This is a genomic window from Klebsiella sp. HMSC25G12, from assembly GCF_001807705.1.
Taxonomy (GTDB): domain Bacteria; phylum Pseudomonadota; class Gammaproteobacteria; order Enterobacterales; family Enterobacteriaceae; genus Klebsiella; species Klebsiella variicola.
Genome location: NZ_KV789900.1, coordinates 133,727 through 159,505, shown reverse-complemented (window position 1 = coordinate 159,505; position 25,779 = coordinate 133,727). Strand labels below are relative to the sequence as shown.

General features: G+C 56.6%; 24 protein-coding genes and 1 pseudogene. 7 read left to right on the top strand and 18 right to left on the bottom strand.

All coding sequences use genetic code 11. The features are described 5' to 3' along the window. Positions 1–18 precede the first annotated feature (18 nt). Complete coding sequence (locus HMPREF3096_RS17315) at positions 19–1,038, bottom strand: 4-oxalomesaconate tautomerase (protein ID WP_070544531.1); 1,020 nt, start codon at positions 1,036–1,038, stop codon at positions 19–21. A gap of 271 nt (positions 1,039–1,309) precedes the next feature. On the opposite strand from HMPREF3096_RS17315, the gene HMPREF3096_RS17310 reads away from it, so the two are divergent. Continuing rightward, positions 1,310–2,248, top strand: a complete 939-nt coding sequence (locus HMPREF3096_RS17310; protein WP_012968969.1) for a LysR family transcriptional regulator — start codon at positions 1,310–1,312, stop codon at positions 2,246–2,248. A gap of 4 nt (positions 2,249–2,252) precedes the next feature. Here the strand turns inward: HMPREF3096_RS17310 and rihC are convergent, their stop codons facing one another. The 7 genes and pseudogenes from rihC to HMPREF3096_RS31905 form a co-directional block, all read right to left on the bottom strand. Beyond that, complete coding sequence (gene rihC, locus HMPREF3096_RS17305; RefSeq protein WP_008807491.1) at positions 2,253–3,167, bottom strand: ribonucleoside hydrolase RihC; 915 nt, start codon at positions 3,165–3,167, stop codon at positions 2,253–2,255. A gap of 67 nt (positions 3,168–3,234) precedes the next feature. Beyond that, positions 3,235–4,185 (bottom strand): 4-hydroxy-3-methylbut-2-enyl diphosphate reductase, encoded by a 951-nt coding sequence (gene ispH / locus HMPREF3096_RS17300; protein ID WP_002887979.1) that lies wholly within the window; start codon positions 4,183–4,185, stop codon positions 3,235–3,237. Position 4,186: 1 nt separating this feature from the next. Further along, positions 4,187–4,636 carry an FKBP-type peptidyl-prolyl cis-trans isomerase gene (gene fkpB, locus HMPREF3096_RS17295; RefSeq protein WP_002887976.1) on the bottom strand — a complete coding sequence of 150 codons (450 nt, stop codon included), beginning with the start codon at positions 4,634–4,636 and terminating at the stop codon, positions 4,187–4,189. Positions 4,637–4,753: 117 nt separating this feature from the next. Beyond that, positions 4,754–5,254: a signal peptidase II gene (gene lspA, locus HMPREF3096_RS17290; RefSeq protein ID WP_008807492.1), complete on the bottom strand. Its 501-nt coding sequence runs from the start codon at positions 5,252–5,254 to the stop codon at positions 4,754–4,756. Continuing rightward, complete coding sequence (gene ileS, locus HMPREF3096_RS17285) at positions 5,254–8,070, bottom strand: isoleucine--tRNA ligase (protein ID WP_032731653.1); 2,817 nt, start codon at positions 8,068–8,070, stop codon at positions 5,254–5,256. Before ileS ends, lspA begins: the two co-directional genes overlap by 1 nt. Before the next feature lie 43 nt (positions 8,071–8,113). Beyond that, complete coding sequence (gene ribF, locus HMPREF3096_RS17280) at positions 8,114–9,052, bottom strand: bifunctional riboflavin kinase/FAD synthetase (RefSeq protein ID WP_008807494.1); 939 nt, start codon at positions 9,050–9,052, stop codon at positions 8,114–8,116. Positions 9,053–9,059: 7 nt separating this feature from the next. Beyond that, positions 9,060–9,265: pseudogene (locus tag HMPREF3096_RS31905) on the bottom strand (DUF2575 domain-containing protein); the annotation flags it as partial. A gap of 116 nt (positions 9,266–9,381) precedes the next feature. Here HMPREF3096_RS31905 and rpsT point away from each other — a divergent pair. Next, entirely contained in the window at positions 9,382–9,645 is a 264-nt protein-coding gene (rpsT, locus tag HMPREF3096_RS17275) for a 30S ribosomal protein S20 (protein ID WP_002887965.1), read from the top strand. 119 nt (positions 9,646–9,764) lie between these two features. On the opposite strand, the gene nhaR is transcribed toward rpsT, so the two are convergent. The 4 genes from nhaR to dnaK form a co-directional block, all read right to left on the bottom strand. Then, on the bottom strand, positions 9,765–10,661 hold the full coding sequence (gene nhaR / locus HMPREF3096_RS17270) for a transcriptional activator NhaR (RefSeq protein WP_008807495.1): 897 nt from the start codon (positions 10,659–10,661) through the stop codon (positions 9,765–9,767). A gap of 54 nt (positions 10,662–10,715) precedes the next feature. Then, the gene (gene nhaA, locus HMPREF3096_RS17265) at positions 10,716–11,891 is read right to left on the bottom strand and encodes a Na+/H+ antiporter NhaA (protein WP_008807496.1); all 1,176 of its coding nucleotides are present in this window, start codon (positions 11,889–11,891) and stop codon (positions 10,716–10,718) included. A gap of 175 nt (positions 11,892–12,066) precedes the next feature. After that, on the bottom strand, positions 12,067–13,200 hold the full coding sequence (gene dnaJ, locus HMPREF3096_RS17260) for a molecular chaperone DnaJ (RefSeq protein WP_008807497.1): 1,134 nt from the start codon (positions 13,198–13,200) through the stop codon (positions 12,067–12,069). 87 nt (positions 13,201–13,287) lie between these two features. Then, a complete protein-coding gene (dnaK, locus tag HMPREF3096_RS17255; RefSeq protein WP_008807498.1) occupies positions 13,288–15,204 on the bottom strand; it encodes a molecular chaperone DnaK in 1,917 nt (638 codons plus the stop codon). A 386-nt stretch (positions 15,205–15,590) separates the two neighbouring features. Between dnaK and HMPREF3096_RS17250 the strand changes: the two genes are divergently transcribed. The 3 genes from HMPREF3096_RS17250 to satP all read left to right on the top strand — a co-directional run bounded on the left by HMPREF3096_RS17250 (position 15,591) and on the right by satP (position 17,427). Then, positions 15,591–15,995, top strand: a complete 405-nt coding sequence (locus HMPREF3096_RS17250) for a DUF2541 family protein (RefSeq protein WP_008807499.1) — start codon at positions 15,591–15,593, stop codon at positions 15,993–15,995. Between the two features lie 27 nt (positions 15,996–16,022). After that, on the top strand, positions 16,023–16,772 hold the full coding sequence (gene msyB / locus HMPREF3096_RS17245) for an acidic protein MsyB (protein WP_008807500.1): 750 nt from the start codon (positions 16,023–16,025) through the stop codon (positions 16,770–16,772). A gap of 88 nt (positions 16,773–16,860) precedes the next feature. Continuing rightward, a complete protein-coding gene (gene satP / locus HMPREF3096_RS17240) occupies positions 16,861–17,427 on the top strand; it encodes an acetate uptake transporter (RefSeq protein WP_012542907.1) in 567 nt (188 codons plus the stop codon). Between the two features lie 56 nt (positions 17,428–17,483). Here satP and HMPREF3096_RS17235 read toward each other — a convergent pair whose 3' ends face one another. The 3 genes from HMPREF3096_RS17235 to tal form a co-directional block, all read right to left on the bottom strand. Beyond that, positions 17,484–18,788, bottom strand: a complete 1,305-nt coding sequence (locus tag HMPREF3096_RS17235) for an MFS transporter (RefSeq protein WP_016160273.1) — start codon at positions 18,786–18,788, stop codon at positions 17,484–17,486. Between the two features lie 119 nt (positions 18,789–18,907). Continuing rightward, positions 18,908–19,495 (bottom strand): molybdopterin adenylyltransferase, encoded by a 588-nt coding sequence (gene mog, locus HMPREF3096_RS17230; RefSeq protein WP_008807503.1) that lies wholly within the window; start codon positions 19,493–19,495, stop codon positions 18,908–18,910. A 99-nt stretch (positions 19,496–19,594) separates the two neighbouring features. After that, positions 19,595–20,548, bottom strand: a complete 954-nt coding sequence (gene tal / locus HMPREF3096_RS17225; RefSeq protein WP_004204228.1) for a transaldolase — start codon at positions 20,546–20,548, stop codon at positions 19,595–19,597. Between the two features lie 202 nt (positions 20,549–20,750). Here tal and HMPREF3096_RS17220 point away from each other — a divergent pair, with 202 nt between their 5' ends. Both HMPREF3096_RS17220 and yaaA read left to right on the top strand, forming a co-directional pair. Continuing rightward, positions 20,751–22,181, top strand: a complete 1,431-nt coding sequence (locus tag HMPREF3096_RS17220) for an alanine/glycine:cation symporter family protein (RefSeq protein ID WP_016160272.1) — start codon at positions 20,751–20,753, stop codon at positions 22,179–22,181. A gap of 77 nt (positions 22,182–22,258) precedes the next feature. Then, a complete protein-coding gene (gene yaaA / locus HMPREF3096_RS17215; RefSeq protein WP_008807505.1) occupies positions 22,259–23,032 on the top strand; it encodes a peroxide stress protein YaaA in 774 nt (257 codons plus the stop codon). 39 nt (positions 23,033–23,071) lie between these two features. Here yaaA and HMPREF3096_RS17210 read toward each other — a convergent pair whose 3' ends face one another. The 3 genes from HMPREF3096_RS17210 to thrB all read right to left on the bottom strand — a co-directional run bounded on the left by HMPREF3096_RS17210 (position 23,072) and on the right by thrB (position 25,779). After that, positions 23,072–23,371 carry a DUF2502 domain-containing protein gene (locus HMPREF3096_RS17210; protein ID WP_012968980.1) on the bottom strand — a complete coding sequence of 100 codons (300 nt, stop codon included), beginning with the start codon at positions 23,369–23,371 and terminating at the stop codon, positions 23,072–23,074. Positions 23,372–23,565: 194 nt separating this feature from the next. Beyond that, entirely contained in the window at positions 23,566–24,846 is a 1,281-nt protein-coding gene (gene thrC / locus HMPREF3096_RS17205; RefSeq protein ID WP_008807507.1) for a threonine synthase, read from the bottom strand. Positions 24,847–24,849: 3 nt separating this feature from the next. Further along, entirely contained in the window at positions 24,850–25,779 is a 930-nt protein-coding gene (thrB, locus tag HMPREF3096_RS17200) for a homoserine kinase (protein ID WP_008807508.1), read from the bottom strand.

Below are 25,779 nucleotides of genomic sequence, written 5' to 3'. Positions count from 1 at the left end.
ACCCGAAATCTGATTTATTCAACAAAGCCGAATAACCGATGCGCGAATGTTTTCTGGCTGCCCATGAGTATTGCTCAGACTCACATCAATGCTTCCGCTGGGATGCTCAACGTTAATGAGGCCATCCCCCGCCATGCGGGTCATTTCGTTAACCACGGTATCAGCAATAATGCATGAACTCGCCAGGCCGATGGCGCCGGTGATCGCCAACGATTTATGACAGCTATGCGGCATGAAATAGCGAACAGTCAGTGTTCCACCATGCTGTGGTGGCGCCACCAGCACGGGTTTGGGGATCACCATATTTGATACGTCGCCAAATCCCATTGCCGCGCCAGCTTGTTTGCGGATGGATTCCAGGCGTTGAAAAAAGCCTTTATCCTGATCTAATTCACTCGCTGACTCATATCCTGTTTTGCCCAGGCTTTGCGCCGGAATAATGACCATGGGCATCGCCATATCGATACAGGTCACGCGAATACTATCAAAGATATCGACCCGGTTGCCGGTGGGGAATAGCTGGCCGGATTTCGCCCCTGCAGCGTTCAAAAACGTCAAGCCAACGGGTGCGGCCTGGCCTGGAACGCCGTCAATATGCGTGCCGCCTTCATAAACCACCTGCCCATTCGGGGTCTGAATGTCTGCGTCAACAAAGGTATTGGTATTCACGTTCCTGATGCGCACCCGTGTCACCGGAGAGGTTGCCGCGACGAGTCCTTTTTCGATGGCAAACCCACCCACGGCGCAGAGCATATTGCCGCAATTCGGCGTGGTATCTACCCGGCGTTCATTGACAATGACCTGAACAAATAAGTAATCCACATCCGCTTGTTGACTGGTCGATTGGCTGACAATCGCCACCTTGCTGGTCTGTGGGCTACCGCCGCCAATCCCGTCGATTTCCAGCTCATGGCCTGAACCCATGATAGTTAATAACGCCTCATTACGTTTCTGCGTATCTTCAGGGAGATCGTCTGCTAACAGAAAGGCCCCTTTTGAGGTGCCGCCACGCATAAGTGCGCATGGAATAGTTTTCATAACACGCTCCTTACAAATAGAGAAGAAAAACTCAAATAAGCGGCAGGCGTGAATTAAATACATTCAATGAATTTAAAGTTTTTTATTAACTTTATTATTTCATTGCCGCCATACCGTTTACCCGCTGATTCTACTTGCAAGGGTGTCGGTGATTGATAAAATTAAAAAATAAGATTTATTCCCCCAGAACATCAATTACAGATTTCATCGCGATGATAATTAATTAGGCCCTATTATAGGCATAAAGTCTATTTACGCTCAGGGAGTCATGATGAACAATGAACTATCCGGTATGAAAGCCTTTGTGACCGTGGCGGAGCTCGGCTCGTTTAGTAAAGCCGCCGAGGTCCTTAATCTGACACAACCCGCGCTGACGCGAAAAATTAAAAAAATTGAAAGTAATCTCAATACCGCGCTATTCGTACGTACCACCCGAAAAATTCAGCTCACGCAGGCGGGAGCAATGCTGCTGCCGAAAGCAAAATCGCTGATTGCCAGCCTCGATGCCGCCATCTTCGACGTCAGCAGCCTCACTTCTCATGTCCAGGATACGATAACGTTGTCCTGTATCCCCACAGCCGTCTTTTATTTTTTGCCTCGCGCTATCGTTCAATTTAATCAGCGCTATCCGCATATCAAAGTACGAATTTATGAACAAGGTATAGAAAATTGCATGACCTCGGTGAGAAAGGGGGAAGTCGATTTTGGAATAAACATGAACTTCATCACACATCCCGATATCGAATTTAGCCCACTGGTCAATGAACCCTTCGTCCTGGCCTGCAGAAAGGATCATCCACTGGCCAGCAAGAAATTGGTGGAATGGCGAGAGCTCGCCTCGCAGAGATTAATTGGCGTAAGGCGATCGAGCGGCAATCGGCAACTGATTGAAAGTTGCCTGGCAGATAAACCGTGGAAGCTGAACTGGTTTTATGAAGTCAGACATTTATCCACCTCTCTCGGCCTGGTTGAGGCGGGGCTTGGCGTATCGGCATTGCCCTGTCTGGCCATGCCCCATCACGTCAACAGCGCGGTGGTCAGCGTGCCGCTAGTGGAACCCGTCATCCGGCGTACACTGGGTATGATCCGCGTAAAAAACCGCCCGCTTTCCGCAGCAGCTGAACGCTTCGCGTCACTGTTACTCCTGATGTGGACGGATGAAGCGAGCGAACTGTGGTGTAACGTTGTCGACACAAACCCGCAAGGATAAACGGTTACGGCGCCAGGGCAATCACCTCCGCTGCCCAGCGCTGAAACCCTTCCACGTCGATATCGAGCGCCACCAGGGCGTTCGCCGGCTGACCCAGTCGTCCTTCGATATCCACCACCGTGGTGCCGGCGGTCCAGGTCCCCTGCGTCTCCACCGCCACAAAACACGGCTGGAGAGTGAACAGTTCCGGGCGCGCCAGCCACGCAATAGCGCAGAGATCGTGCATTCGCAAACCACTGCTCATGCTGCCGCTGCGATAGTGGCTAAACAGAGCATGAAGCATTTTACCGGTCTGGTTCAGCGTCGGTAGGGTCGCCAGGTAATCTGCCGCCAGCAGCGCCCGGTTGGTGACGTCCAGCCCGCACATCACAATCTCCAGCCCGCTGTGGAAGACTTTCGCGGCGGCTTCCGGGTCGATAGCAATATTGAATTCCGCATTCGGCGTGAAGTTGCCGCGGCCCGCCGAGCCGCCCATGATCACCAGCCGGCGAATGTTGAACACGCATTCCGGGTACTGGGTCAGCAGCAGCGCTATATTGGTCAGCGGGCCAATCGCCACCAGAGTAATCGGCTCGGCAGCGTGCATCAATGCATCGCGGATCGCCTGGAAGGCCGGCTTCGCCAGCGGCTGACGTTGATGCTCAACAAAGTCATACCCCTCCATGCCGGATTCGCCATGCACCGAGGCGGCGTCGCGCAACGGACGCACCAGCGGCATCGACGCCCCCTGCGCCAGCGGCACATCGGCATTCCAGAAGTGCAGCAGCTGCAGCGCGTTACGGGTCGTCTTCTCCACCGAAACGTTGCCCGCCACGGTGGTCATCAGTTGCAGCTCCAGCTCGGGCGCGAACAGCGCCGCGGCAATGGCGGCAGCATCGTCGATGCCCGGGTCAGTATCAAGAATGATCGGTAAGCGCATGGTTTCTCCCTAAAAAAAATGCCAGACGTTAAGTCTGGCATCTTCTCATACTGCTGGAGGAAAGAACTTACTCTACTTCACGGACATCCACACGCAGCTCTTTCGGCACTTCAAAGACGATATTCTCTTCCCGGCCTTCCAGTGGCACGGCTTCGCCGCCGCCCAGCTCCTGCAGGCGGGTAATGACGTTCTGCACCAGAATATCCGGCGCCGATGCGCCCGCCGTCACGCCGACACAGGCCGCATCCTTGACCCACGCTTCCTGGATATCGGAGGCGTCGTCAATCAGGTAAGCCGCTTTGCCCATCCGCTGCGCCAGCTCGGCGAGGCGGTTAGAGTTGGAGGAGTTTTTCGACCCGACCACCAGCACCACGTCAGCCTGCTCCGCCAGCGCGCGCACGGCTTCCTGACGGTTAGTGGTGGCATAGCAAATGTCGTCTTTGCGCGGGCCGACGATTTTCGGGAAACGCGCGCGCAGGGCGTCAATAACGTCAGACGTATCGTCGACGGAGAGCGTGGTCTGGGTCATAAACGACAGCCGGGCGTCGTTTTTGACTTCCAGCTTGAGAACGTCTTCCGGCGACTCGACCAGGTACATGCCCCCTTGCGGGTTATTGTACTGCCCCATAGTACCTTCGACTTCCGGGTGGCCGGCATGGCCAATCAGAATCGACTCTTCGCCGCGGCGGCTGGCGCGGGCGACTTCCATATGGACTTTGGTCACCAGCGGACAGGTGGCATCGAACACCGTCAGGTCGCGGCTCTTCGCTTCGTTGCGTACCGCCTGCGAAACACCGTGGGCGGAGAAAATCAGGATCGCGCCGTCCGGCACTTCGCTGATCTGTTCGATAAAAATGGCGCCGCGCTTGCGCAGGCTATCCACCACATAGCGGTTGTGCACCACTTCATGGCGAACATAGATCGGTGCGCCATACAGCGTCAGCGCGTTTTCTACAATGCTGATAGCGCGGTCAACGCCAGCGCAAAAACCGCGCGGGTTAGCCAACAGGATCTGCATGTTACTCCTCCAGCGCCGGATCGATCTCCAGCACTTCAATATCAAAATGAACGGTGCGCCCGGCCAGCGGATGGTTGAAGTCGACGGTGATGGAATCGCCGTTCACTTCGCGGATCACGCCAGGCATTTCGCTGCCATCCATTGCGGTAAAGAGCATAATCGCGCCGATCTCTGGTTCGCCAGCGTCGATAAATTCACGGCGAGAGAAATACTGAATCAGGTCAGGGCTGGGTACGCCAAAGGCGGCGTCAGGCTCCAGCGAAAAGGCCTTTTTCTCCCCCTCTTTCAGACCGAGAAGCTGTTGCTCCAGCCCTTCGGACAGAGAGGTGTCGCCGAGGCGAAACAGCGCCGGTTTGCCGTTGCTGCGGGTGGACTCGGCGGTGGAGCCGTCGTCCAGTTTCAGTGTGAAGTGCACCAGTACCGCGCTGTTGCTCTGTACGGATTTAGACATGCAAATTGCTCGCTTGTTTTAGGTCACCGGTTGCCCGGTGGCGCTATGCTAACCGGACCGACGGGCGGCCACAAATTCTGTAGGCCGGGTAAGCGTAGCGCCACCCGGCATTGACATTTACGCCTGCTCTTTCGCGGTCGGTTTCGGCAAGAAACCTTCAAGCACAATCAGCGCTGCGCCGATGCAGATCGCACTATCGGCGAGGTTGAAGGTGGCGAAATGCCAGTCGCCGACGTAGAAGTCGATCATATCGACCACGAAGCCGTGCCACAGGCGATCGAACAAGTTACCCAGCGCACCGCCGATAATCAGGGCGTAGGCAATATTGTTCAGCTTTTGCGTCGCCTTCGAACGGTACATCAGTACCGTCAGCACCACACAAATGCCGATCGCGATCCCGGAAAAGAACCAGCGCTGCCAGCCGCCGCTGTCGGCGAGGAAACTAAACGCCGCGCCATAGTTGCGGGCATAATGCAGATTAAGCGACGGGAACAGCGGAACCGTCTCCCCCAGAGCGAAATTCTGGAGGATCAGGAATTTGCTACCCAGATCGATAATCAGCACGGCTACGACGACCCACAGCCAGCGTAGCCCCGTTGAACAGATCGATTTACTCATCAGGCGAATTTACGTTGCTCGCCGTTACCGGCGACGTTGCTCACACAGCGACCGCAGATTTCTGCGTGTTCCGCTACCTTGCCGACGTCACTGGTGTAATGCCAGCAGCGTGGGCACTTCTCGCCCTCGGCTTTACTCAGGACCACTTTCAGCCCTTTCAGCAGATCGCTCTGCCAGGCATCAGCCGGCGCCTGCGCATAATCGGCAACGTTGGCGCCGGAGGTCAACAGGACAAATCGTAATTCATCGCCCAGCGCGTTGAGCTTGGCCGCCAGGTCGGCATCGGCATACAGCGTGACCGCTGCTTCCAGAGAGCCACCGACTTTCTTATCCGCACGCGCTTGCTCGATCACCTTGTTGACTTCGCCGCGCACCTTGAGCAATTCATCCCAGAAACCGTCGTTCATCGCTTCATCGTCGGCCAGGCCGAACAGACCTTCATACCACTCGCCGGTGAAGACATATTTCTCACGATCGCCCGGCAGGTAGCCCCAGATTTCGTCCGCGGTGAAGGACATGATCGGCGCCATCCAGCGCACCAGCGCTTCCACGATATGGAACAGCGCGGTCTGGCAGCTGCGACGCGCCACGCTGTCCGCTTTCGCGGTGTACTGGCGGTCTTTGATGATGTCGAGGTAGAACGAGCCCATTTCGATGGAGCAGAAGCGCATCAGGCGCTGTACCACTTCATGGAAGTCGTAGGATTCGTAGGCTTTCAGGATATCTTCCTGTGCCGCCTGCGCGCAGCCGACTGCCCAGCGGTCCAGCACCACCATCTCTTCCGGTTTAACCATGTCTTTCGCTGGATCGAAACCGTTCAGGTTCGCCAGCAGGAAGCGCGCGGTGTTACGGATACGACGATAGCTGTCCGCGGCGCGTTTGAGGATCTCATCGGAGACCGCCATTTCGCCGGTGTAGTCGGTGGAAGCCACCCACAGACGCAGGATATCGGCGCCCAGCTTGTTCATCACGTCCTGCGGGCTAACGGTGTTACCGATAGACTTGGACATTTTGCGGCCCTGGCCATCGACGGTGAAGCCGTGGGTCAGTACCTGGCGATATGGCGCTTTGCCTTTCATCGCCGTGGAGATCATCAGTGAAGACATGAACCAGCCGCGATGCTGGTCAGAGCCTTCCAGATACATGTCCGCGGCGTGACCGGCGAATTCCGGACGCACATCAACCACGGAAGAGTGGGTCGACCCGGAGTCAAACCACACGTCGAGGGTATCCGGCACTTTCTCGTAGCTTTCGGCGTCATCGCCAAGGATGTCGCGGGAATCGAGATCCCACCACGCCTGGATGCCGTCAACTTCAACGCGTTTCGCCACTTCTTCCATCAGTTCAAGGGTACGCGGGTGCAGTTCGTGGGTTTCTTTGTGCACGAACAGCGACATCGGCACGCCCCAGGTACGCTGACGGGAGATACACCAGTCAGGGCGGTTTGCCACCATCGATTCGATACGCGCCTGGCCCCAGTCCGGGATCCACTGCACGCCTTTGATCTCTTTCAGCGACTGCGCGCGCAGGCCTTTCTGATCCATACTGACGAACCACTGCGGGGTGGCGCGGAAGATGATCGGCGATTTGTGTCGCCAGCAGCACGGATAGCTGTGCTGCATTTTTTCCACGTGCAGCAGCGCGCCGCTGTCACGCAGCATCTCAACGATGATGTCGTTGGCTTTGAAGACGTTGATGCCATCCAGAGACGGATAGGTACCAGGCAGGTAAGCACCGTCCGGGCCAACCGGGTTGGCGATTTCCAGACCGTATTTCTGGCTGATGGTGTAGTCGTCCGGACCGTGGCCGCCGGCGGTATGCACCGCGCCGGTACCCGCGTCCAGCGTCACGTGGTCGCCAAGGATCGCCGGCACGTCGAAATCGAGGAACGGATGCTGGAAGCGCATCAGTTCAAGTTCTGAACCTTGTACCGCCGCCAGGATACGGTAATCCGTAACGCCAAGGCGCTTCATCACGCTCTCAACCAGGTCTTTCGCCAGGATCAGCGCCTGACCGTCAACCTGCACCAGCGCGTAGTCGAATTCCGGCGACAGAGAGATGGCACGGTTAGCCGGCAGGGTCCACGGCGTGGTGGTCCAGATAACCAGGGAAACCGGGCCGTTGACGTCGGCCACGCCGAATTTCGCCAGTACCGCGGCTTTATCTACCGCGTGGAACGCCACGTCGATAGACGGAGAGGTTTTGTCGTAATACTCCACTTCCGCTTCCGCCAGCGCGGAACGGCAGTCAACGCACCAGTGCACCGGCTTAGCGCCTTTATGCAGGTGGCCGTTGCCGATGATTTTACCCAGCGCGCGGATGATGTTGGCTTCGGTTTTGAAGTCCATGGTCAGGTACGGACGCGACCAGTCGCCCAGCACGCCCAGGCGGATAAAGTCTTTACGCTGACCGTCGATCTGCTCCGCGGCATATTCGCGGCACTTGGCGCGGAATTCAGCGGCGGTAAATTTCTCACCCGGCTTACCGTATTGCTGCTCGACTTTCAGCTCGATCGGCAGACCGTGGCAGTCCCAGCCCGGAACGTACGGCGAGTCATAGCCCGTCAGTCCTTTGGACTTAACGATAATGTCTTTCAGAATCTTGTTAACCGAGTGACCAATATGAATGCTGCCATTCGCATAAGGAGGGCCATCATGCAGAATGAAGGTTTTTTTGCCTTTTTTGGCTGCACGAATGATGCCGTACAGGTCATCATCGGTCCAACGCGCCAGCATTCCCGGTTCGCGTTTGGCGAGGTCGCCACGCATAGGGAACCCTGTTTCCGGCAAATTCAGGGTCGATTTATAGTCACTCATCAGATTCTCGGTTCCGTATTTCGGTTTGATAAACACCAGCGGCTCAAGCCTGGCTGGTCAGCCCAAATAATTCGCGGGCCGTTAACTCATCACGTGCGATTTGCGCCTTCAGCTCGTCCAGCGACGCAAACCGCTGCTCGTTACGTATCTTTTTACGCAGTACTACATTGATATGGCGACCGTAGAGGTCCATTACAACGTCCAACAGATGTACTTCAAGCTGCTGACGCACGCCCGCGACCGTTGGACGGGTGCCAATATTGGCGACGCCCGCTATGGGTTTGTCGCCCAGCCCTGTCACTTCTACCGCATAGACCCCTTTAACCGGGGAAACCTGACGACGCAGCGGTAAGTTCGCCGTCGGAAAACCTATGGTACGGCCCAGTTCATCACCATGAACGACGCGTCCGGAGATGCTAAACGGATGGCCCAGCAGCGTCTCCGCCAGCAGGAGATCGTCATCCGCCAGCGCCTGACGCACCGCCGTACTGCTGATACGCACCCCACCTTCGCAGAAAGTCTGGGTGCTGGTCACGTCGAAGCCGTATTCCGCTCCGGCCTTTTGCAATAACAAAAAATCCCCCTGGCGACCAGCGCCAAAGCGGAAATCATCACCGACGGCAAGGAACTGCACACCCAGGCGGCGCACCAGCAGTTCGCTGATAAAATCCTGCGCGGTTAGCGCGGCGAACCGGCGGTCAAAGCGAACGCACAATACATAGTCGACCCCGCTTTCAGCCAGATAGCCCAGCTTTTCACGCAGGCGGGTCAACCGCGCCGGGGCTTTATCGGCGGCAAAGAGCTCCAGCGGCTGGGGTTCGAAAATCATCACCACCACCGGTAAACCGCGCTGGCGGCCCTCTTCGCGCAACCGCTGCAGCAGTGCCTGATGCCCACGATGCACGCCGTCAAAATTACCAATGGTCAGCACGCACCCGTGCGGCGCCTGACTGAGATTATGTATGCCGCGTATCAGCTTCATGTCTGGCTCAAAACAGTGAAAATCGTCCGAGTATACCTTGTACAACTGTCAACGTTAACCAGCGATTGCACCTCGGCAACGAAAGTTCTCAGGAATTCATTCACTCAGCGCGAGAAAGCGGGAAAACTGGCCGCGCCCGGCGATTTTTATGGTGGAAAAGCTGTATTCGCCTGCAACAAGCTGGTAGAATCTTGCGCCATCACTACGTAATGAAGCGCTGTGGTGTTAAACGGCGCTTATTTGCACAAATCCATTGACAAAAGAAGGCTAAACGGGCATATTCCTCGGCCTTTGAATTGTCCATATAGAACACATTTGGGAGTTGGACCTTGGCTAATATCAAATCAGCTAAGAAGCGCGCCGTTCAGTCTGAAAAGGCTCGCAAGCACAACGCAAGCCGTCGCTCTATGATGCGTACTTTCATCAAGAAAGTATACGCAGCTATCGAAGCTGGCGACAAAGCTGCTGCACAGAAAGCATTTAACGAAATGCAACCAATCGTGGACCGTCAGGCTGCTAAAGGTCTGATCCACAAAAACAAAGCTGCGCGTCATAAAGCAAACCTGACTGCACAGATCAACAAACTGGCTTAATCGCCTGCTTGCTGAACTTTGTTAAAGAAACCCGCGAAAGCGGGTTTTTTTATGCCCGCCATCTTCCCCCGCTAACGCGCGCTGGCGCGGCCAGCGCCACGCCAGCCCACGCCGGCAGGCTATCGGGGTTCGGTAAACAGTGACGAGTAATCGCGATTACAGATGCGCTGAACCGCGGGATGCTGAATCATTCGCTCGGCAAAAATAGCGTGATACTCCTCCATCACGCTATCCATGCGGCCAATTTCGATAATCGATTCGTCATAGTAGAAATCATGCGCATAGAGCGTCGGCGCGACAAATATCGCATTATGCGCGGCGCCGAAGGCTTTCATGAGCGCCGCATCGTCAAATTCGCCGAGGATCTCCACCTTCAGGCCCTGCACGTTAATCCAGTTCAGCAGTTTACGCCCCAGCATCGAACGCCGACCGGGGATCAGCAGCCGCCGCTCTTCCAGACAGGCCGGAAACGGCTTCGTCGGCGCCGGATTCATGCACCAGAAGCTGACGCTGCACTCGCCAATCTTCACCGAAAATAGCCCTTCCTGCTGTGTCGAGTCGATCGGACAGTCAGAGATAATCATATCGAGCTTATGCTGGCTCAGTTGCTCCAGCAGCAGCTCATGGGTGGATTCAAAACAGCGCAGATGGATCTGCTCACTCTCAACGACGGCGGCATCCAGCACGCCGCTGACCAGCCGCTTGGATAACGCATCAGCGACGCCGACATCAAACAGCAGATTCGACTCTTTGCGGTAGTTGACGATGTCGAGCATCTCCTGGCTGAGGGTAAACATGCGGTCGGCATAGCGGAAGACCAGCTCGCCCAGCTCACTCGGCTCCAGTCCCCTTCCTTTTCGCTTAAACAACTTACCCTGCAGGCGCTCTTCCAGGGCTTTGATCTGCCCGGTAATCGTCTGCGGCGTCAGAAACAGCGCCTCCGCCGCGCCAACGACGGACCCTTCTTTATACACGTGCCAGAAGTAGTACAGATGGTTGTAGTTGATATGTGACATGCTTCTCTCCCTGATAATGTCCAGGAGAGCCACGCAGGCTCTCCTGCAGAAAGGTTATACCGCGAGGCGAGTCTCCGTCACGCGCTGACGCAGTATGAGATATCCGATGACTGCTGATAGCACTGAGCCAATCAGGATGCCAAGCTTGGCCCAGTTGATCAACGCGGGGTCGACGCTACCGAAGGCCAGAGTGGCGATGAAAATCGACATCGTAAAGCCAATCCCACACAGAATACCCACCGCCATGATCTGCTTGCAGGTGGTCCCCTCCGGCAGCGAGGCCCACTTCAGCTTCAGCGCCAGCCAGCAGAACAGGCTGATCCCCAGCGGCTTGCCGATAAACAGCCCGGCCATAATGCCCAGCGGCAGAAGCGACGTCAGTCCGGCCAGGGTGACTCCCTGCAGCGAAACGCCAGCGTTGGCGAAGGCGAACAGCGGCAGGATCATAAACGCGACCCACGGGTGCAGGACATGCTCAAGCGCTTTGGCCGGTGACTTGCCATGCTTTTCCTCGAGCGGGATCATAAAGCCGACGATCACCCCGGCAAGGGTCGCATGAACGCCAGACTTCAGCACCGCCGTCCACAGCACCGCGCCAACCAGAATATAGATCCCGGTACGCCGCACGCCGCTGAGGTTCAGGGCCACCAGCACCGCAATTGCCGCCGCCGCCACGCCCAGCGAAAGCATGGACAGGTCGTGGGTATAAAACAGCGCGATAATCACGATAGCCCCGAGGTCATCAATAATCGCCAGCGCCATCAGGAAAATCTTCAGCGCCGTCGGTACCCGGCTACCTAACAGCGCCAGCACACCGAGCGCAAAGGCAATATCCGTCGCCGCCGGGATCGCCCACCCCTCTCTGGCGACAGGATCCTGGGCGTTAAAAGCCAGATAGACCAGGGCCGGCACAATCATCCCGCCGAGCGCGGCAATCACTGGAAACACCGCCTGACGACGGCTCGCCAGCGACCCCTGAATCAGCTCACGTTTGACCTCCAGGCCAATCAGTAAAAAAAACACCGCCATCAGGGCATCATTGATCCATAACAGCATGTTCTTATTGATCTCCAGCGCCCCCACTCGCAGCTGAACTGGCGTCTCCAGGAAGGAGTGATACAGACCGCTGGTCACGCTGGTATTGGCCATCACCATCGCCAGCGCGGCGGCAATGATTAAGACAATGCCGCCGGAAGCATCGCTACTAAAGAATCGTTGCAGATGTTTCACTTTTACTTTCATCCTGTTGGTGAATAACTCGATAAAAGCATAATACACACACTGATAACTCGAAAAAATCAGATTTAAATTGCTTTAATGTTCGTTTTTTACGAATAAAAGAGGAGGCGTAAGGCAAAAAAAGCCCGGGCAGCAAGGCCCGGGCCGGATATCAGGAAAAGCGGAATTAGCGGGTCAGGTCGTCGAAGAACTTCTTCACACCGTCGAAGAAGCTTTTCGAACGCGGGCTGTTGTTTTCCCCGGTCGGGCCGCCGAAGCTCTCCTGCAGCTCTTTCAGCAGCTGCTTCTGCTTCTCGTTCAGCCCTACCGGCGTCTCCACCACCACGCGGCACAGCAGATCGCCCTGGGCGCCGCCGCGAACGGATTTCACACCTTTGCCGCGCATGCGGAACAGCTTGCCGGTCTGGGTTTCACCCGGCACTTTCAGACTGACGCGACCGTCGAGCGTCGGCACTTCAATCTCACCACCCAGCGCCGCCATCGTGAAGTTGATCGGGACTTCGCAGTACAGGTTATTACCTTCACGCTCAAAGATAGCGTGCTGCTTCACCTGGACCTGTACGTACAGATCGCCTGCCGGTGCGCCATGCTCGCCAGCTTCGCCTTCGCCCGCCAGACGGATCCGATCGCCGGTGTCCACACCTGCCGGAATTTTAACCGACAAGGTTTTCGTTTTCTCTACACGCCCATGACCATGACATTTGTTGCATGGATCTTTAATCAGCGTACCGCGTCCCTGACAGTGCGGACAGGTCTGCTGTACCGCAAAGAAGCCCTGACGCATCTGCACCTGGCCTGCGCCATGACAGGTCGGACAGGTCTGCGGCTTGCTGCCGGCCTTGGCGCCGCTGCCGTGACAGACGTCGCACTCTTCCAGCGTCGGAATACGGATCTCTTTGGTGACGCCACGCACCGCTTCTTCCAGCGTCAGCTCCATGTTGTAACGGAGATCGGCGCCGCGCGCCGCGCGCTGACGACCACGTCCGCCGCCAAAGATATCGCCGAAAACATCGCCAAAGATATCGCTGAAATCCGCACCGCCGCCAAAACCGCCGCCGCCGCCCATGCCGCCCTGTTCGAAGGCCGCGTGGCCGTACTGATCGTAGGCCGCACGCTTCTGGGCATCAGTCAGGATTTCATACGCTTCTTTGATTTCTTTAAATTTGGCTTCGGCCTCTTTATCACCCTGGTTGCGGTCCGGGTGATACTTCATGGCCAGGCGCTTGTAAGCCTTTTTGATTTCACGCTCTTCCGCTGTTTTGGAGACGCCTAAAATCTCGTAGTAATCTTGCTTTGCCATCGGTGTTTTTCAGCCCCTTAACATGCGTGCACGGGCGGAGAGGAAACCTCTTCGCCCGTGCCAGTGTTTTACCCGTTCAAAGGGCGATTATTTTTTATCTTTCACTTCTTCGAACTCAGCGTCGACAACATCGTCGTCTTTCGCGTTGCTCGCCTGAGCGTCAGCGGAACCCGCCTGCTGCTGAGCGTGCTGCTGCTGAGCAATTTCCATCAGCTTCTGAGAAGCCTGCGCCAGCGCCTGCATTTTCGCTTCGATGTCCGCTTTGTCTTCGCCTTTCAGGGAAGTTTCCAGCGCGGTCAGCGCAGACTCAATAGCGGTTTTGTCATCAGCCGGCAGTTTATCGCCTGCTTCTTCAACCTGCTTACGAGTGCTGTGCAGCAGATGGTCACCCTGGTTACGGGTCTGTACCAGCTCTTCGAACTTACGGTCAGATTCGGCGTTAGCTTCTGCTTCGCGAACCATTTTCTGAATTTCTTCTTCATTCAGACCGGAAGACGCCTTGATGGTGATCTTCTGCTCTTTACCGCTGTTTTTGTCTTTCGCGGAAACGTGCAGGATACCGTCAGCATCGATGTCGAAGGTGACTTCGATCTGCGGCATACCGCGCGGCGCCGGGTTAATACCATCCAGGTTGAACTGACCCAGTGATTTGTTATCAGACGCGCGTTTACGCTCACCCTGCAGCACATGGATGGTTACCGCAGACTGGTTGTCTTCTGCAGTAGAGAACACCTGGCTGTGCTTGGTCGGGATAGTGGTGTTTTTGTTGATAAGCGCTGTCATCACGCCGCCCATGGTTTCGATACCCAGCGACAGCGGGGTTACGTCCAGCAGCAGAACGTCTTTCACATCACCCGTCAGTACACCACCCTGAACCGCTGCGCCGATCGCCACAGCTTCATCCGGGTTAACGTCTTTACGCGGCTCTTTACCGAAGAACTCAGCGACTTTCTTCTGCACCATCGGCATACGAGTCTGACCACCAACGAGGATCACGTCGTTGATATCGGAAACGGACAGACCAGCATCCTGCAGGGCCACTTTCAGCGGCTCGATGGAGCGGTTAACCAGGTCTTCTACCAGGCTTTCCAGTTTCGCGCGAGTCACTTTGATATTCATGTGTTTCGGACCGGTCGCATCTGCAGTGATATACGGCAGGTTAACGTCGGTCTGCTGAGCAGAAGACAATTCAATCTTCGCTTTCTCAGCGGCTTCTTTCAGGCGCTGCATGGCCAGCGGGTCGTTACGCAGGTCAATGCCCTGATCTTTCTTGAACTCATCAACGAGGTAGTTGATCAGACGCGTATCGAAGTCTTCACCGCCCAGGTGGGTGTCACCGTTGGTCGCCAGTACTTCAAAGGTTTTCTCGCCGTCAACTTCGTCGATTTCGATAATAGAGATATCGAAAGTACCACCACCGAGGTCGTATACCGCGATAGTGCGGTTACCGACTTCTTTATCCAGACCGTAAGCCAGCGCCGCCGCGGTCGGTTCGTTGATGATACGTTTGACTTCCAGACCGGCGATACGGCCGGCATCTTTGGTAGCCTGACGCTGCGCATCGTTGAAGTAAGCCGGTACGGTGATAACCGCTTCAGTTACCGGTTCACCCAGGTAATCTTCAGCCGTTTTCTTCATTTTTTTCAGCACTTCAGCAGAGATCTGCGGCGGTGCAGTTTTGGTGCCTTTCACATCCAGCCATGCGTCGCCATTGTCTGCGGCAACAATTTTGTATGGCATGATAGAAACGTCACGCTGAACTTCTTCGTCCTGGAAGCGGCGGCCAATCAGGCGTTTAATCGCAAACAGGGTGTTTTGCGGGTTTGTCACTGCCTGACGTTTAGCCGGCTGACCAACCAGAGTTTCACCATCCTGGGTATAGGCAATGATAGAAGGCGTGGTGCGATCGCCTTCGGCGTTCTCCAGCACGCGTGCAGTAGTGCCATCCATAATCGCTACACAAGAGTTGGTAGTACCCAGGTCGATACCAATAATTTTACCCATCTAAACGTCTCCACTAAAAATTCGATCAACATGTGGTTGTGAACCTGTAATAAGGGCGAAACGTGCGGTTTCAACTGCCCAGACATCATTTTTTTTCAGGTTCTTCACTGCGGTTGACTACAAGATGGGGTCGCCCACCCCGGCATCAAGGGGCAAGCCTAAAAATTTTTTGCACCGTGCCCCGACCTGAGTCGTGAAAAGCGTCCCGAGCGACATTGTCAGGCGCCAAAAGAGGCAGCGAAATGCATATATAAATGATGAATGTGAAAACAAAATATATTCATAATATCATTGACATAACCCGCAATACTTGCGCGCTAATGGCCCCACGCCCCTGGTGATAATATCCCTCGCCGTCGCACTTTACTTATTCAGGGGACATATTGATGAAACCACTATTCCGGATTTCCGCGGGGCTTATCCTCGGCTTATCGTTTATCACCTCGGCGGCCGCCAACGACCATAAAATCCTCGGTGTGGTAGCCATGCCGCGCAATGAAACCAACGACCTGACGCTGAAACTCCCGGTCTGTCGGGTCGTCAAACGCATTCAGCTCAGCGCCGAGCGCGGCGATGTACAGCTCTCCGGGGCGACGGTCTACTTTAAGGCCAGCCGCGGCGCCAGCCATACGCTGAACGTCCCCGCCGGGATAAAAGAGGGCAGCACCTCCGGCTGGATCAACATCAATAGCGATAACGACAGCAAACGCTGTGTGAAGAAAATCGCCTTCTCCGGCCACACGGTCCACTCCTCAGATATGGCCTCATTAAAAATTATCGGCGACGACTAACCTCGTTATCCTGAGGAGGGATGATTTATGCATATTAACTATCTGGCAGATGACGATCTGGCCTTTCTTCCTGAGTGCAGCGAGGCGCATCTGGAAGCTTTTACCCGTATTCTGACCCACGGCGAAAACGGCAAACCCCGCCTCTCCAGCACGCTGCTGCGCAACGAGACCTTTTTAGCAATGGAGGGCCACCCTGAACGCTATCGCCGCAACTGGCAGCTGATTGCCGGAGAGCTACAGCATTTTGGCGGCGACAGCATCGCCAACACCCTACGCCGCCACGGCAAATTTTATCGCGCGATCCTGCTGGATGTGTGTAAACGGCTGAAGGCGAAGGTCGACAAACAGATGACGACGCCGCAGATCGAACAGCAGTTACTGGAACATTTCCTGCAGCACAGCTGGAATAAGCTGGATGCGGAGCAAAAGGCACAATTTCTTGCCGCGGTGGATTGCCGGAGCCATGAGCTGGAAAATCTGTTGCCCCATCTGCTGAGGCACCGCAAGCTAAGCGAAGGGGTCGCCCTGTTGCTGGACGAGCGCTTAACCGCCATTCTGCGCACCCATGCCGCCGTAAGCGTTATTGGTCATGGTCTGGTGCGCGGCGCCGGGCTGGGCGGGCCGCTCGGCGCCGCGCTGAACAGCGTCAAAGCGGTGAGCGGCAGCGCTTACCGGGTCACCATCCCTGCGGTCCTGCATATTGCCTGTTTACGGCAAATGATCCAGCCGCCGTCGGGCGCAACAGAAATTGGTGAAAAATACCCCGCCAGATCATAGACAGCCCTTCAGCGCCTCATTATTATGCCGCGCCCCGCCGCCAAGTCGCGGGGTAATGCTTCCCTTTTAATGATAATTTTGAGGAATTATGGGCAACACTAAGTTGGCTAATCCGGCACCGCTGGGCCTTATGGGCTTCGGCATGACCACTATTCTGCTTAACCTGGCGAATAGCGGCCTGTTCGCATTCGATGTAGCTATCCTGGCGATGGGCATTTTTTACGGCGGCATTGCGCAAATTTTTGCCGGCCTGCTTGAATACAAGAAAGGCAACACCTTTGGCTTAACCGCTTTTACCTCCTACGGCAGCTTCTGGCTGACGCTGGTGGCTATCCTCCTGATGCCGAAAATGGGTCTGGCGGAAGCGCCTAACGCGCACTTCCTCGGCATGTACCTCGGCCTGTGGGGCGTCTTTACCCTGTTTATGTTCTTTGGCACCCTGAAAGCAGCCCGCATGCTGCAGTTTGTCTTCCTGAGCCTGACCGTGTTGTTCGCGCTGCTGGCGATTGGTCATCTGGTGGATAACGAAGGCATTGTGAAAGTCGCTGGCTGGGTCGGCCTGGTTTGTGGCGCCAGCGCTATTTACCTGGCGATGGGTGAAGTGCTGAACGAGCAGTTCGGCCGCACCGTGCTGCCGATCGGCGAACCACGTTAATCGTCCGCCGCCGTCCTGTCACAGGGCGGCGGCAGGTCATCATCGGTAAACCAGACTCAACGCTGCAGTTCCCCTTCCGGCAATCCCGCCGACGCCGTCATCCCCTGACGCAGCCAGATACCTAATCCTAGCCCCATCAGCGAGAGGGCCAGCACATACCAGGCTGGCGCCATCGGCGACACGCCCATCAGCATGGTGACCGCAATCGGCGTCAGGCCGCCAAAGATCGCGTACGACAGGTTGTAGGAAAATGAGATGCCGGTGAAGCGCACTTCAGCCGGGAAGGCCCGCACCATGACATAAGGCACCGCCCCTACCACCCCGACGCAGAGCCCCACCGTGCCGTAGAGCAGAAACAGCCGCTGCGGGCTGGCGCCGGACAGGTGGTAAAATGCCCAGCTGGCAACCGCCAGCAGCAGGCTGCCGACGATGAAAGTCCGGCTGGCGCCAAAGCGATCCGCCGCCAGCCCGGCGAGCAGACAGCCGATGCACAACATAATCGTGGCGATGCTATTGGCCTGCAGGGTAATCGCCGGCGCGAAGCCATAGTGTTTCTGCAGCCAGACCGGCGACATCAGGATCACCACCACCACGCCTGCCGACAGCAGCCAGGTCAGCAGCATAGAGATCACCACCGCCTTCTGGTGCTTCAGCGCTACCGCTTTTACCGGCAGCTCCTGCGCCAGCGCTTTACGCTGCTGCATCTCAAGAAAAATCGGCGTCTCCTGCAGCCAGCGACGCAGATACATCGCAATCAGACCAAATACACCGCCCAACAGGAAGGGGATCCGCCAGCCGCCGTCGTGGATCCCCTGCGGCGTCAGGCTGGTGTTGATAAGCGTCGCCACCACCGACCCCAACAGAATGCCAACCGTCAGGCCGGCCGTCAGCGTACCGCAGGCGATACCAATGCGTTTTTCCGGGACATGCTCGGCGACAAACACCCAGGCGCCAGGAACTTCCCCGCCGATCGCCGCCCCCTGCAGAATACGCATCAGCAGTAACAGCAACGGCGCGACGATGCCCACCGAGCTATAGGTTGGCAGCAGGCCAATCGCCAGGGTCGGCAGCGCCATCAGCAGGATGCTGAGGGTGAACATTTTCTTGCGTCCCACCAGATCGCCAAAGTGGGCCATGATGATCCCCCCCAGCGGGCGCGCCAGATAACCGGCGGCGAAAATGCCAAAGGTTTGTACCTGACGGAGCCATTCGGGAATATCTGCGGGAAAGAAGAGCTCACCGACGACGGCGGCAAAGAAAACGAAAATGATAAAGTCATAAAACTCCAGCGCGCCGCCCAGGGCGGCCAGCGTCAGCGTTTTATAATCCTGGCGGTTTAGCGGTCGGTTTGCATATGACATAACGCGATTTCATCCTGAGGTGTGCAGCGTGATTTATAGCGTGTAAAGTAAACAGCACTATATCGTAAATAAAACGGCACACCATCAGCGATGCAGGTTATGTCACAAATGCATTAAATTCAGGATAAAGTTTCGCGCCTGGCGCTCTTAGGACGAAATGCTTCTACCACACGGCCATCGGTTTCCACATAAGGCCCCTCCAGCAACTGTACACAATAAGGTACACTTGCAAAAATACCGTGCACCAGTACCTTGCCGTCAGCATCTTTTACCCCTTCCAGGGTCTCCTGAATCGCTTTCGGTTGTCCGGGAAGGTTGAGGATCAACGCCTGCTTGCGGATCACCCCGACCTGCCGGGAAAGGATAGCCGTCGGCACAAAGTGTAGGCTAACCTGGCGCATTTGCTCGCCGAAGCCCGGCATCTCGCGATCGGCAATCGCCAGCGTTGCGTCAGGCGTCACATCGCGACGCGCAGGGCCGGTTCCGCCGGTGGTCAGCACCAGATGGCACCCCATCTCGTCAACCAGTTCGCACAGCGTTTGCTCAATGATCACCTGCTCATCCGGAATCAGGCGGGTTTGCAGTTCGAAAGGGGTGGTGAGGGCACGCGCCAGCCACTCTTCCAGTGCCGGGATGCCTTTATCCTGATAGACGCCGCTGGAGGCGCGATCGGAGATGGAAACTAAGCCGATTCGTAAGGTATTCATGGTTATTCCGTTCAAACTGGGGCGTTAAACGAAATGATACACTGCCGGAGGCGGGACAGACAGTGTAATGTGGCCGACGGGCGTCGGCCACCTGCGGGATTACAGCAGTTCGCCGATCATTTTTTCCAGTTTTTCCTGGTCGATCGCAAACTTACGGATACCTTCCGCCAGTTTGTCTACCGCCATCGGATCCTGGTTATGCTGCCACAGGAACTCAGATTCGGTAATACGTTCCGGACGCGCTTTCACTTCGCCGGTATAAACCAGTTTACGCTCAACGGCGCCTTCGCTTTCAGACAGCTCTTTCAGCAGCGCCGGGGCGATGGTCAGGCGGTCACAGCCGGCCAGTTCCAGGATTTCGCCAACATTACGGAAGCTGGCGCCCATCACCACGGTTTCATAGCCGTGCTGCTTGTAGTATTCGTAGATTTCGCTGACGGAAACCACGCCCGGATCTTCTGCCGGCGCGTACTCTTTCTTGTCGGTGTTAGCTTTGTACCAGTCGAGGATACGGCCAACAAACGGCGAAATCAGGAAGACGCCCGCTTCGGCGCAAGCGCGAGCCTGAGCGAAGGAGAACAGCAGCGTCAGGTTACAGTTGATGCCTTCTTTTTCCAGCTGTTCAGCGGCGCGAATGCCCTGCCAGGTGGAAGCCAGCTTGATAAGAATACGATCGTTGCTGATGCCCGCGTCGTTATACAGCTTGATGATGCGCTTGGCTTTCGCGATAGACGCTTCAGTATCATAGGAGAGGCGTGCATCCACTTCAGTGGAAATACGGCCCGGGATCAGTTTCAGGATTTCGAGACCGATGTTCACCGCCAGCTTGTCGGAAGCATCGAGGATCTGCTGCGCGCGATCGCTGCTCTGGCTACGTGCCCAGGCCACAGCGTCATCAATCAGCTTACGGTACTCAGGGATCTGAGCCGCGCCGAGAATCAGGGAAGGGTTGGTGGTGGCATCCTGAGGCTGATACAGCTTCATTGCCGCAATATCTCCGGTGTCAGCGACGACAGTGGTGTACTGACGCAGAGAAGTTAATTTATCCGTCATGATATATTTCTCTTAAACAGCAGTTAAGGGGATGTAACCGGTCTGCCCAGATGATAACACGCTGCCGGGTCAGCGCAACCGCCGACGAGAGAAGAGCGCAGAGTGTGATAAACTGTGCCGCTTAATTTGCTGAAAGCGAAAGGATTGTCACTTAATTGGTAACGCTTACACAAGCGTACCGGCATGGACAAGAGGATGTTTAATGCCTGATTTTCTCTCATTTATCAATGAAATACTCTGGGGCTCAGTGATGATTTATCTGTTACTGGGGGCGGGGATCTGGTTTAGCTGGCAAACCCGGGGTATTCAGTTCCGTTACGTGCGCAAATTCGGCCGCAGTCTGAAAAAAAGCCTGCACCCGCAGCCGGGCGGTTTAACGTCCTTCCAGGCGCTCTGTACCAGTCTTGCCGCCCGGGTCGGCAGCGGCAACCTTGCCGGGGTGACGCTGGCGATCGCCGCCGGCGGGCCTGGGGCCGTATTCTGGATGTGGGTTTCCGCCCTGCTCGGCATGGCCAGCAGCTTCGCTGAGTGTTCTCTTGCGCAACTATACAAAGAGCGCGACAGCCAGGGACAGTTTCGCGGCGGCCCGGCGTGGTATATGGCGCGCGGTCTCGGCATGCGCTGGATGGGTGTCCTGTTTTCGATCCTTCTGCTGCTGGCCTATGGATTTATCTTTAATACCGTGCAGGCCAACTCGGTGGCCCATGCCCTGCACTATGCGTTCGATCTGCCAGCGGCAGTCAGCGGCGGAGTGCTGGCCATTTTCGTTTTCCTGGCCATTCTCCGTGGCCTGCGCGGCGTGGCGCGCCTGATGCAATGGCTGGTGCCCATCATGGCGCTGCTGTGGATCGCCACCAGTCTGCTCATCGGCCTGTGGCACGTCACCGCCCTGCCGACCATTTTTGCCACCATCTTTCGCTGCGCCTTCGGCTGGCAGGAAGCCGCCGCCGGCGCGGTGGGCTACTCCATCAGCCAGGCACTGACCAGTGGCTTCCAGCGCGGCATGTTCTCCAATGAAGCAGGGATGGGTTCTTCGCCTAACGCCGCCGCGGCCGCCGCCTCCTGGCCGCCGCACCCGGCAGCGCAGGGGATCGTGCAGATGATTGGCGTGTTTATCGATACCATCGTGATCTGTACTGCCAGCGCGATTATCGTCATGCTGGCGCCGCGCCCCGACAATGAATATACGCTCAATGGCATTCAGGACTTGCAACATGCGATGAGCGTGCTGGTCGGCGGCTGGGGAGCCGATTTTATCGCCCTCATCGTGCTGCTGTTCGCCTTTAGCTCTATTGTGGCCAACTACGTGTATGCGGAAAATAATCTGGTCTTTCTGCGTCTGGATAAGCCTCGCTACATCTGGGGGCTGCGAATACTCACCGTCCTGATGGTGCTGCTGGGGACCCTGGTAAGCCTGCCTGTCGTCTGGCAGAGCGCGGATATCATCATGGCGCTGATGGCGATGACCAACCTGACGGCCATCCTGCTGCTTTCCCCGACGGTGCGGATTATCGCCAGCGATTATCTGCGCCAGCGGCGGCTGGGTATCCAGCCCACTTTCGATGCCGCCCGCTACCCGGATATTCACCAGCAACTGGCCCCGGGCGCCTGGAATGAACTGCCGCGCGAATAGCACGGCAATCGCAGCTATCGATCCCACCATGCACTTTTTTTGTTAAAATTCGTCGAAATTACCTGCAAGGACTGGATATGCTGATTCTGATTTCACCTGCTAAAACGCTCGATTATCAAAGCCCGCTGGCAACGACTCGCTATACCCAGCCCGAACTCCTCGAGTATTCTCAACAGCTTATCGGCATCGCTCGTAAGCTGACCGCGCCGCAAATCGGCAAGCTAATGAGCATTAGCGACAAGCTGGCGGATCTGAACGCCACCCGTTTCCACGACTGGCATCCTGACTTTACGCCGCAAAATGCCCGCCAGGCGATCCTTGCCTTTAAGGGCGATGTCTACACCGGCCTGCAGGCAGAGACGCTCACCGAGGACGACTTTGACTTCGCCCAGCGACACCTGCGCATGCTCTCCGGCCTGTATGGCGTGCTGCGCCCGCTGGACCTGATGCAGCCCTACCGCCTGGAGATGGGGATCCGTCTGGAAAACCCGCGCGGCAAAGATCTGTACCAGTTCTGGGGCGAGACCATTACCGAGAAGCTGAATCAGGCCCTGCAGGCTCAGGGCGACGATATCGTCATCAATCTGGCTTCCGATGAGTATTTTAAATCGGTGAAAACGCAAAAATTGCAGGGTCAGCTGATCAAGCCGGTCTTCCTCGATGAGAAAAACGGCAAATTCAAAGTGATCAGCTTCTATGCGAAAAAGGCGCGCGGTCTGATGAGTCGCTACATTATCGAAAACCGCTTAACCCAGCCGGAGCAGCTCAAAGCCTTTAATAGCGAAGGCTATTTCTTTGATGCGGAGGCTTCGGAGAAAGGTGAGCTGGTGTTTAAACGCCACGAGCAGTAGGCCTCGATGCCCCCGGCCTCTCAGCGGGGGCAAAGATGATCAGTCGTCGTGGTGATGCCGCTCGTGCCCATGGCCATGATGGCCTTGATCGTCATCATCGTCGCGATCATGGTGGCGATAATCATCATGCGGGCGCCAGCGATCGTCACGCCAGTCATAATGGTGAGCCCACCAGTCACGATCGCGCCAATGATCGCCATCCCAGTAGTGCCCATAATCATCGCGATCGCCGATTTGCAGCTTCACCGCCGGGAGCAGGGTGATTTCGTCGGCATGAACCAACGCAGGAGCGACCAGCAATATAGAAAGTGCCAGCAAAGCAGATTTCAGCGTTGTCATAAGTGACCTCTTCTATCCGTCCCCGTTATGGGCCGATAGCAAAATATTAACGCCACAAAACTATTCTGATTATTCTCTGCAATCTGAATCTAGAGTGCGCCGCATTTATTGCTCGTTCGTACACAATATCTCCATCTTCGAGCGTAAAAAAACCGGGCACCAGGCCCGGTTTAGCTGGTGGATGAACGACAATACTAGCCCATCATCAGCTTACGCAGCGCGGCGAAATCCGCCGGCAGATTGTGGGACAGCAGCGGCAGGTCGGCGCGGTCAGCCAGCTCCTTCGGCAGCGGCAGGGTTTCCTGCAGGATCTCTTCCACGCTCTCTTTGAATTTCGCCGGATGCGCGGTACCGAGGAACAGGCCGTACTCTCCCGGCTGCAGCTGATCGCGCAGCGCGCGCCAGGCAATCGCCGCATGCGGCTCAGAGATGTAGCCGATGGCCTTCAGCTCGCGCATCGCCGCTTTGGTGGTCTCATCATCGACCGCGGCGTAACCCAGCTCGCTCAGGCGCCAGATTTTACGGCGGAACAGCTCCTCGACGCGCGGCCAGTTGTTCGGCTGGCTGACGTCCATGGCGTTAGACAGCGTCGCCTGGGTAGCTTTTGGCGCCCACTCGCCGCCCTGCAGATAACGGGGAACGGTGTCGTTCGCGTTGGTGGCGGCAATAAAGCGCTTAATCGGCAGACCCAGCGACTTGGCCAGCAGACCAGCGGTCAGATCGCCGAAGTTGCCGCTTGGCACGGAAATCACCAGCTGATTGCGAGCTTCCTGCGGCAGCTGCGCCGCCGCTTCGAAGTAGTAGCAGATCTGCGCCAGCAGGCGGCTGATGTTGATGGAGTTAGCCGAGTTGAGCCCCAGCGTGGCCTTCAGCTCTTCATCGTCAAACGCCTGCTTCACCAGCGCCTGGCAGGCATCAAAGTCGCCATCAATCGCCACGGTTTCAATGTTGCCGCCGAGGGTACAGAACAGCTTCTCCTGCAGCGGGCTGATCTTACCGCGCGGATAGAGGATCACGACCTTGACGTTCGGCAGACCGTAGAAGGCATGCGCCACCGCCGCCCCGGTGTCGCCGGAGGTTGCGGTGAGAATGGTGACCGGCTTATCGCCGGCGATATGGGTCAGCATCTGCGCCATAAAGCGGCCGCCAAAATCTTTAAACGCCAGCGTCGGGCCGTGGAACAGCTCCAGGCAGCCGACATCGTCCTGAACCTTGCTTACTGGCGCCGGAAACGCAAACGCTGCGCGCACCCGCTGCTGCAGGACATCCTGCGGGATCTCATCGCCGATAAAGGCCGATAAAATTTTGGCGCTGCGGGTGACAAAATCCTGCGCCAGCATGTCGTCGATTTCAGTCAGGCTGAATTCCGGCAGATCGTGCGGAAAGAACAGACCCTGATGCTTGCCAAGTCCCTGGGTGACGGCCTGCGCAAAGCTGACCTGCTCGTTATGATCTTTTAAGTTATACAGTTTCATTGGTTATCCCACTACGCGTGCGCCCGCCGTGTCCAGCCGGCAAATATGAACAAAGCCTTCCTGATTCTGCAGATAGTGCGCGCCAAGCCAGTCGGCGACGCGCTGTGCGGTGTCCGGTTTATCACACAACGCAAACAGCGTCGGGCCAGAGCCGGAGATGCCGCAAGCCTGCGCACCGATCTCCATTGTCGCCTGGCGCGCTTCGCTAAAGCCCGGCAACAGTTTGGTACGGTACGGTTCGGCAATGACATCTTTCATCAATTTTGCCGCCAGCTGCGGCTGGCGGGTGTAGCAGGCATGAATAAAGCCCGCGAGGTGGCGACCATGGGCGATACAATCCTGGCGGCGGTATTGTGCCGGCAGAATCGCCCGCGCTTCGGCGGTGGATACTTTAATCCCCGGATAGGCCAACACCCACAGCCACTCATCAAACCCCGGCACCTGCTGGCTGATAATCCCGTTCTCTTCGATCATCAACTGCATGCCGCCAAGATAACACGGCGCCACGTTATCGTAGTGAATGCTGCCGGAGATACGCCCTTCCATCTCCCCCATCAGCGCCAGCATCCGCGTCTCGTTGAGCGGCTTACCGCAGAACTCGTTCATGGCCACCAGCGCGGCGACCACCGAGCAGGCGCTGGAGCCGAGCCCGGAGCCGATCGGCATGTTTTTTTCCAGGGTCATCGTCACCGGTACCGTCTTACCGATCTCCCGGCAAAAGCTTTCCCAGCACTGATAAACAATGTTTTCCTGCGGCGCCGTCGGCAGTTTGCTGGCGAAGCGTCCCAGATTGTGCAGACTGAATTGCTCCGCCGCTTCAACAGTGACGTTATCGCCCAGCAGCGTGCCATCCACCGGCGTGACCGCCGCGCCCAACACATCAAACCCGACGCTCATATTGGCACTGGAAGCCGGGGCATATACTTTGACCAT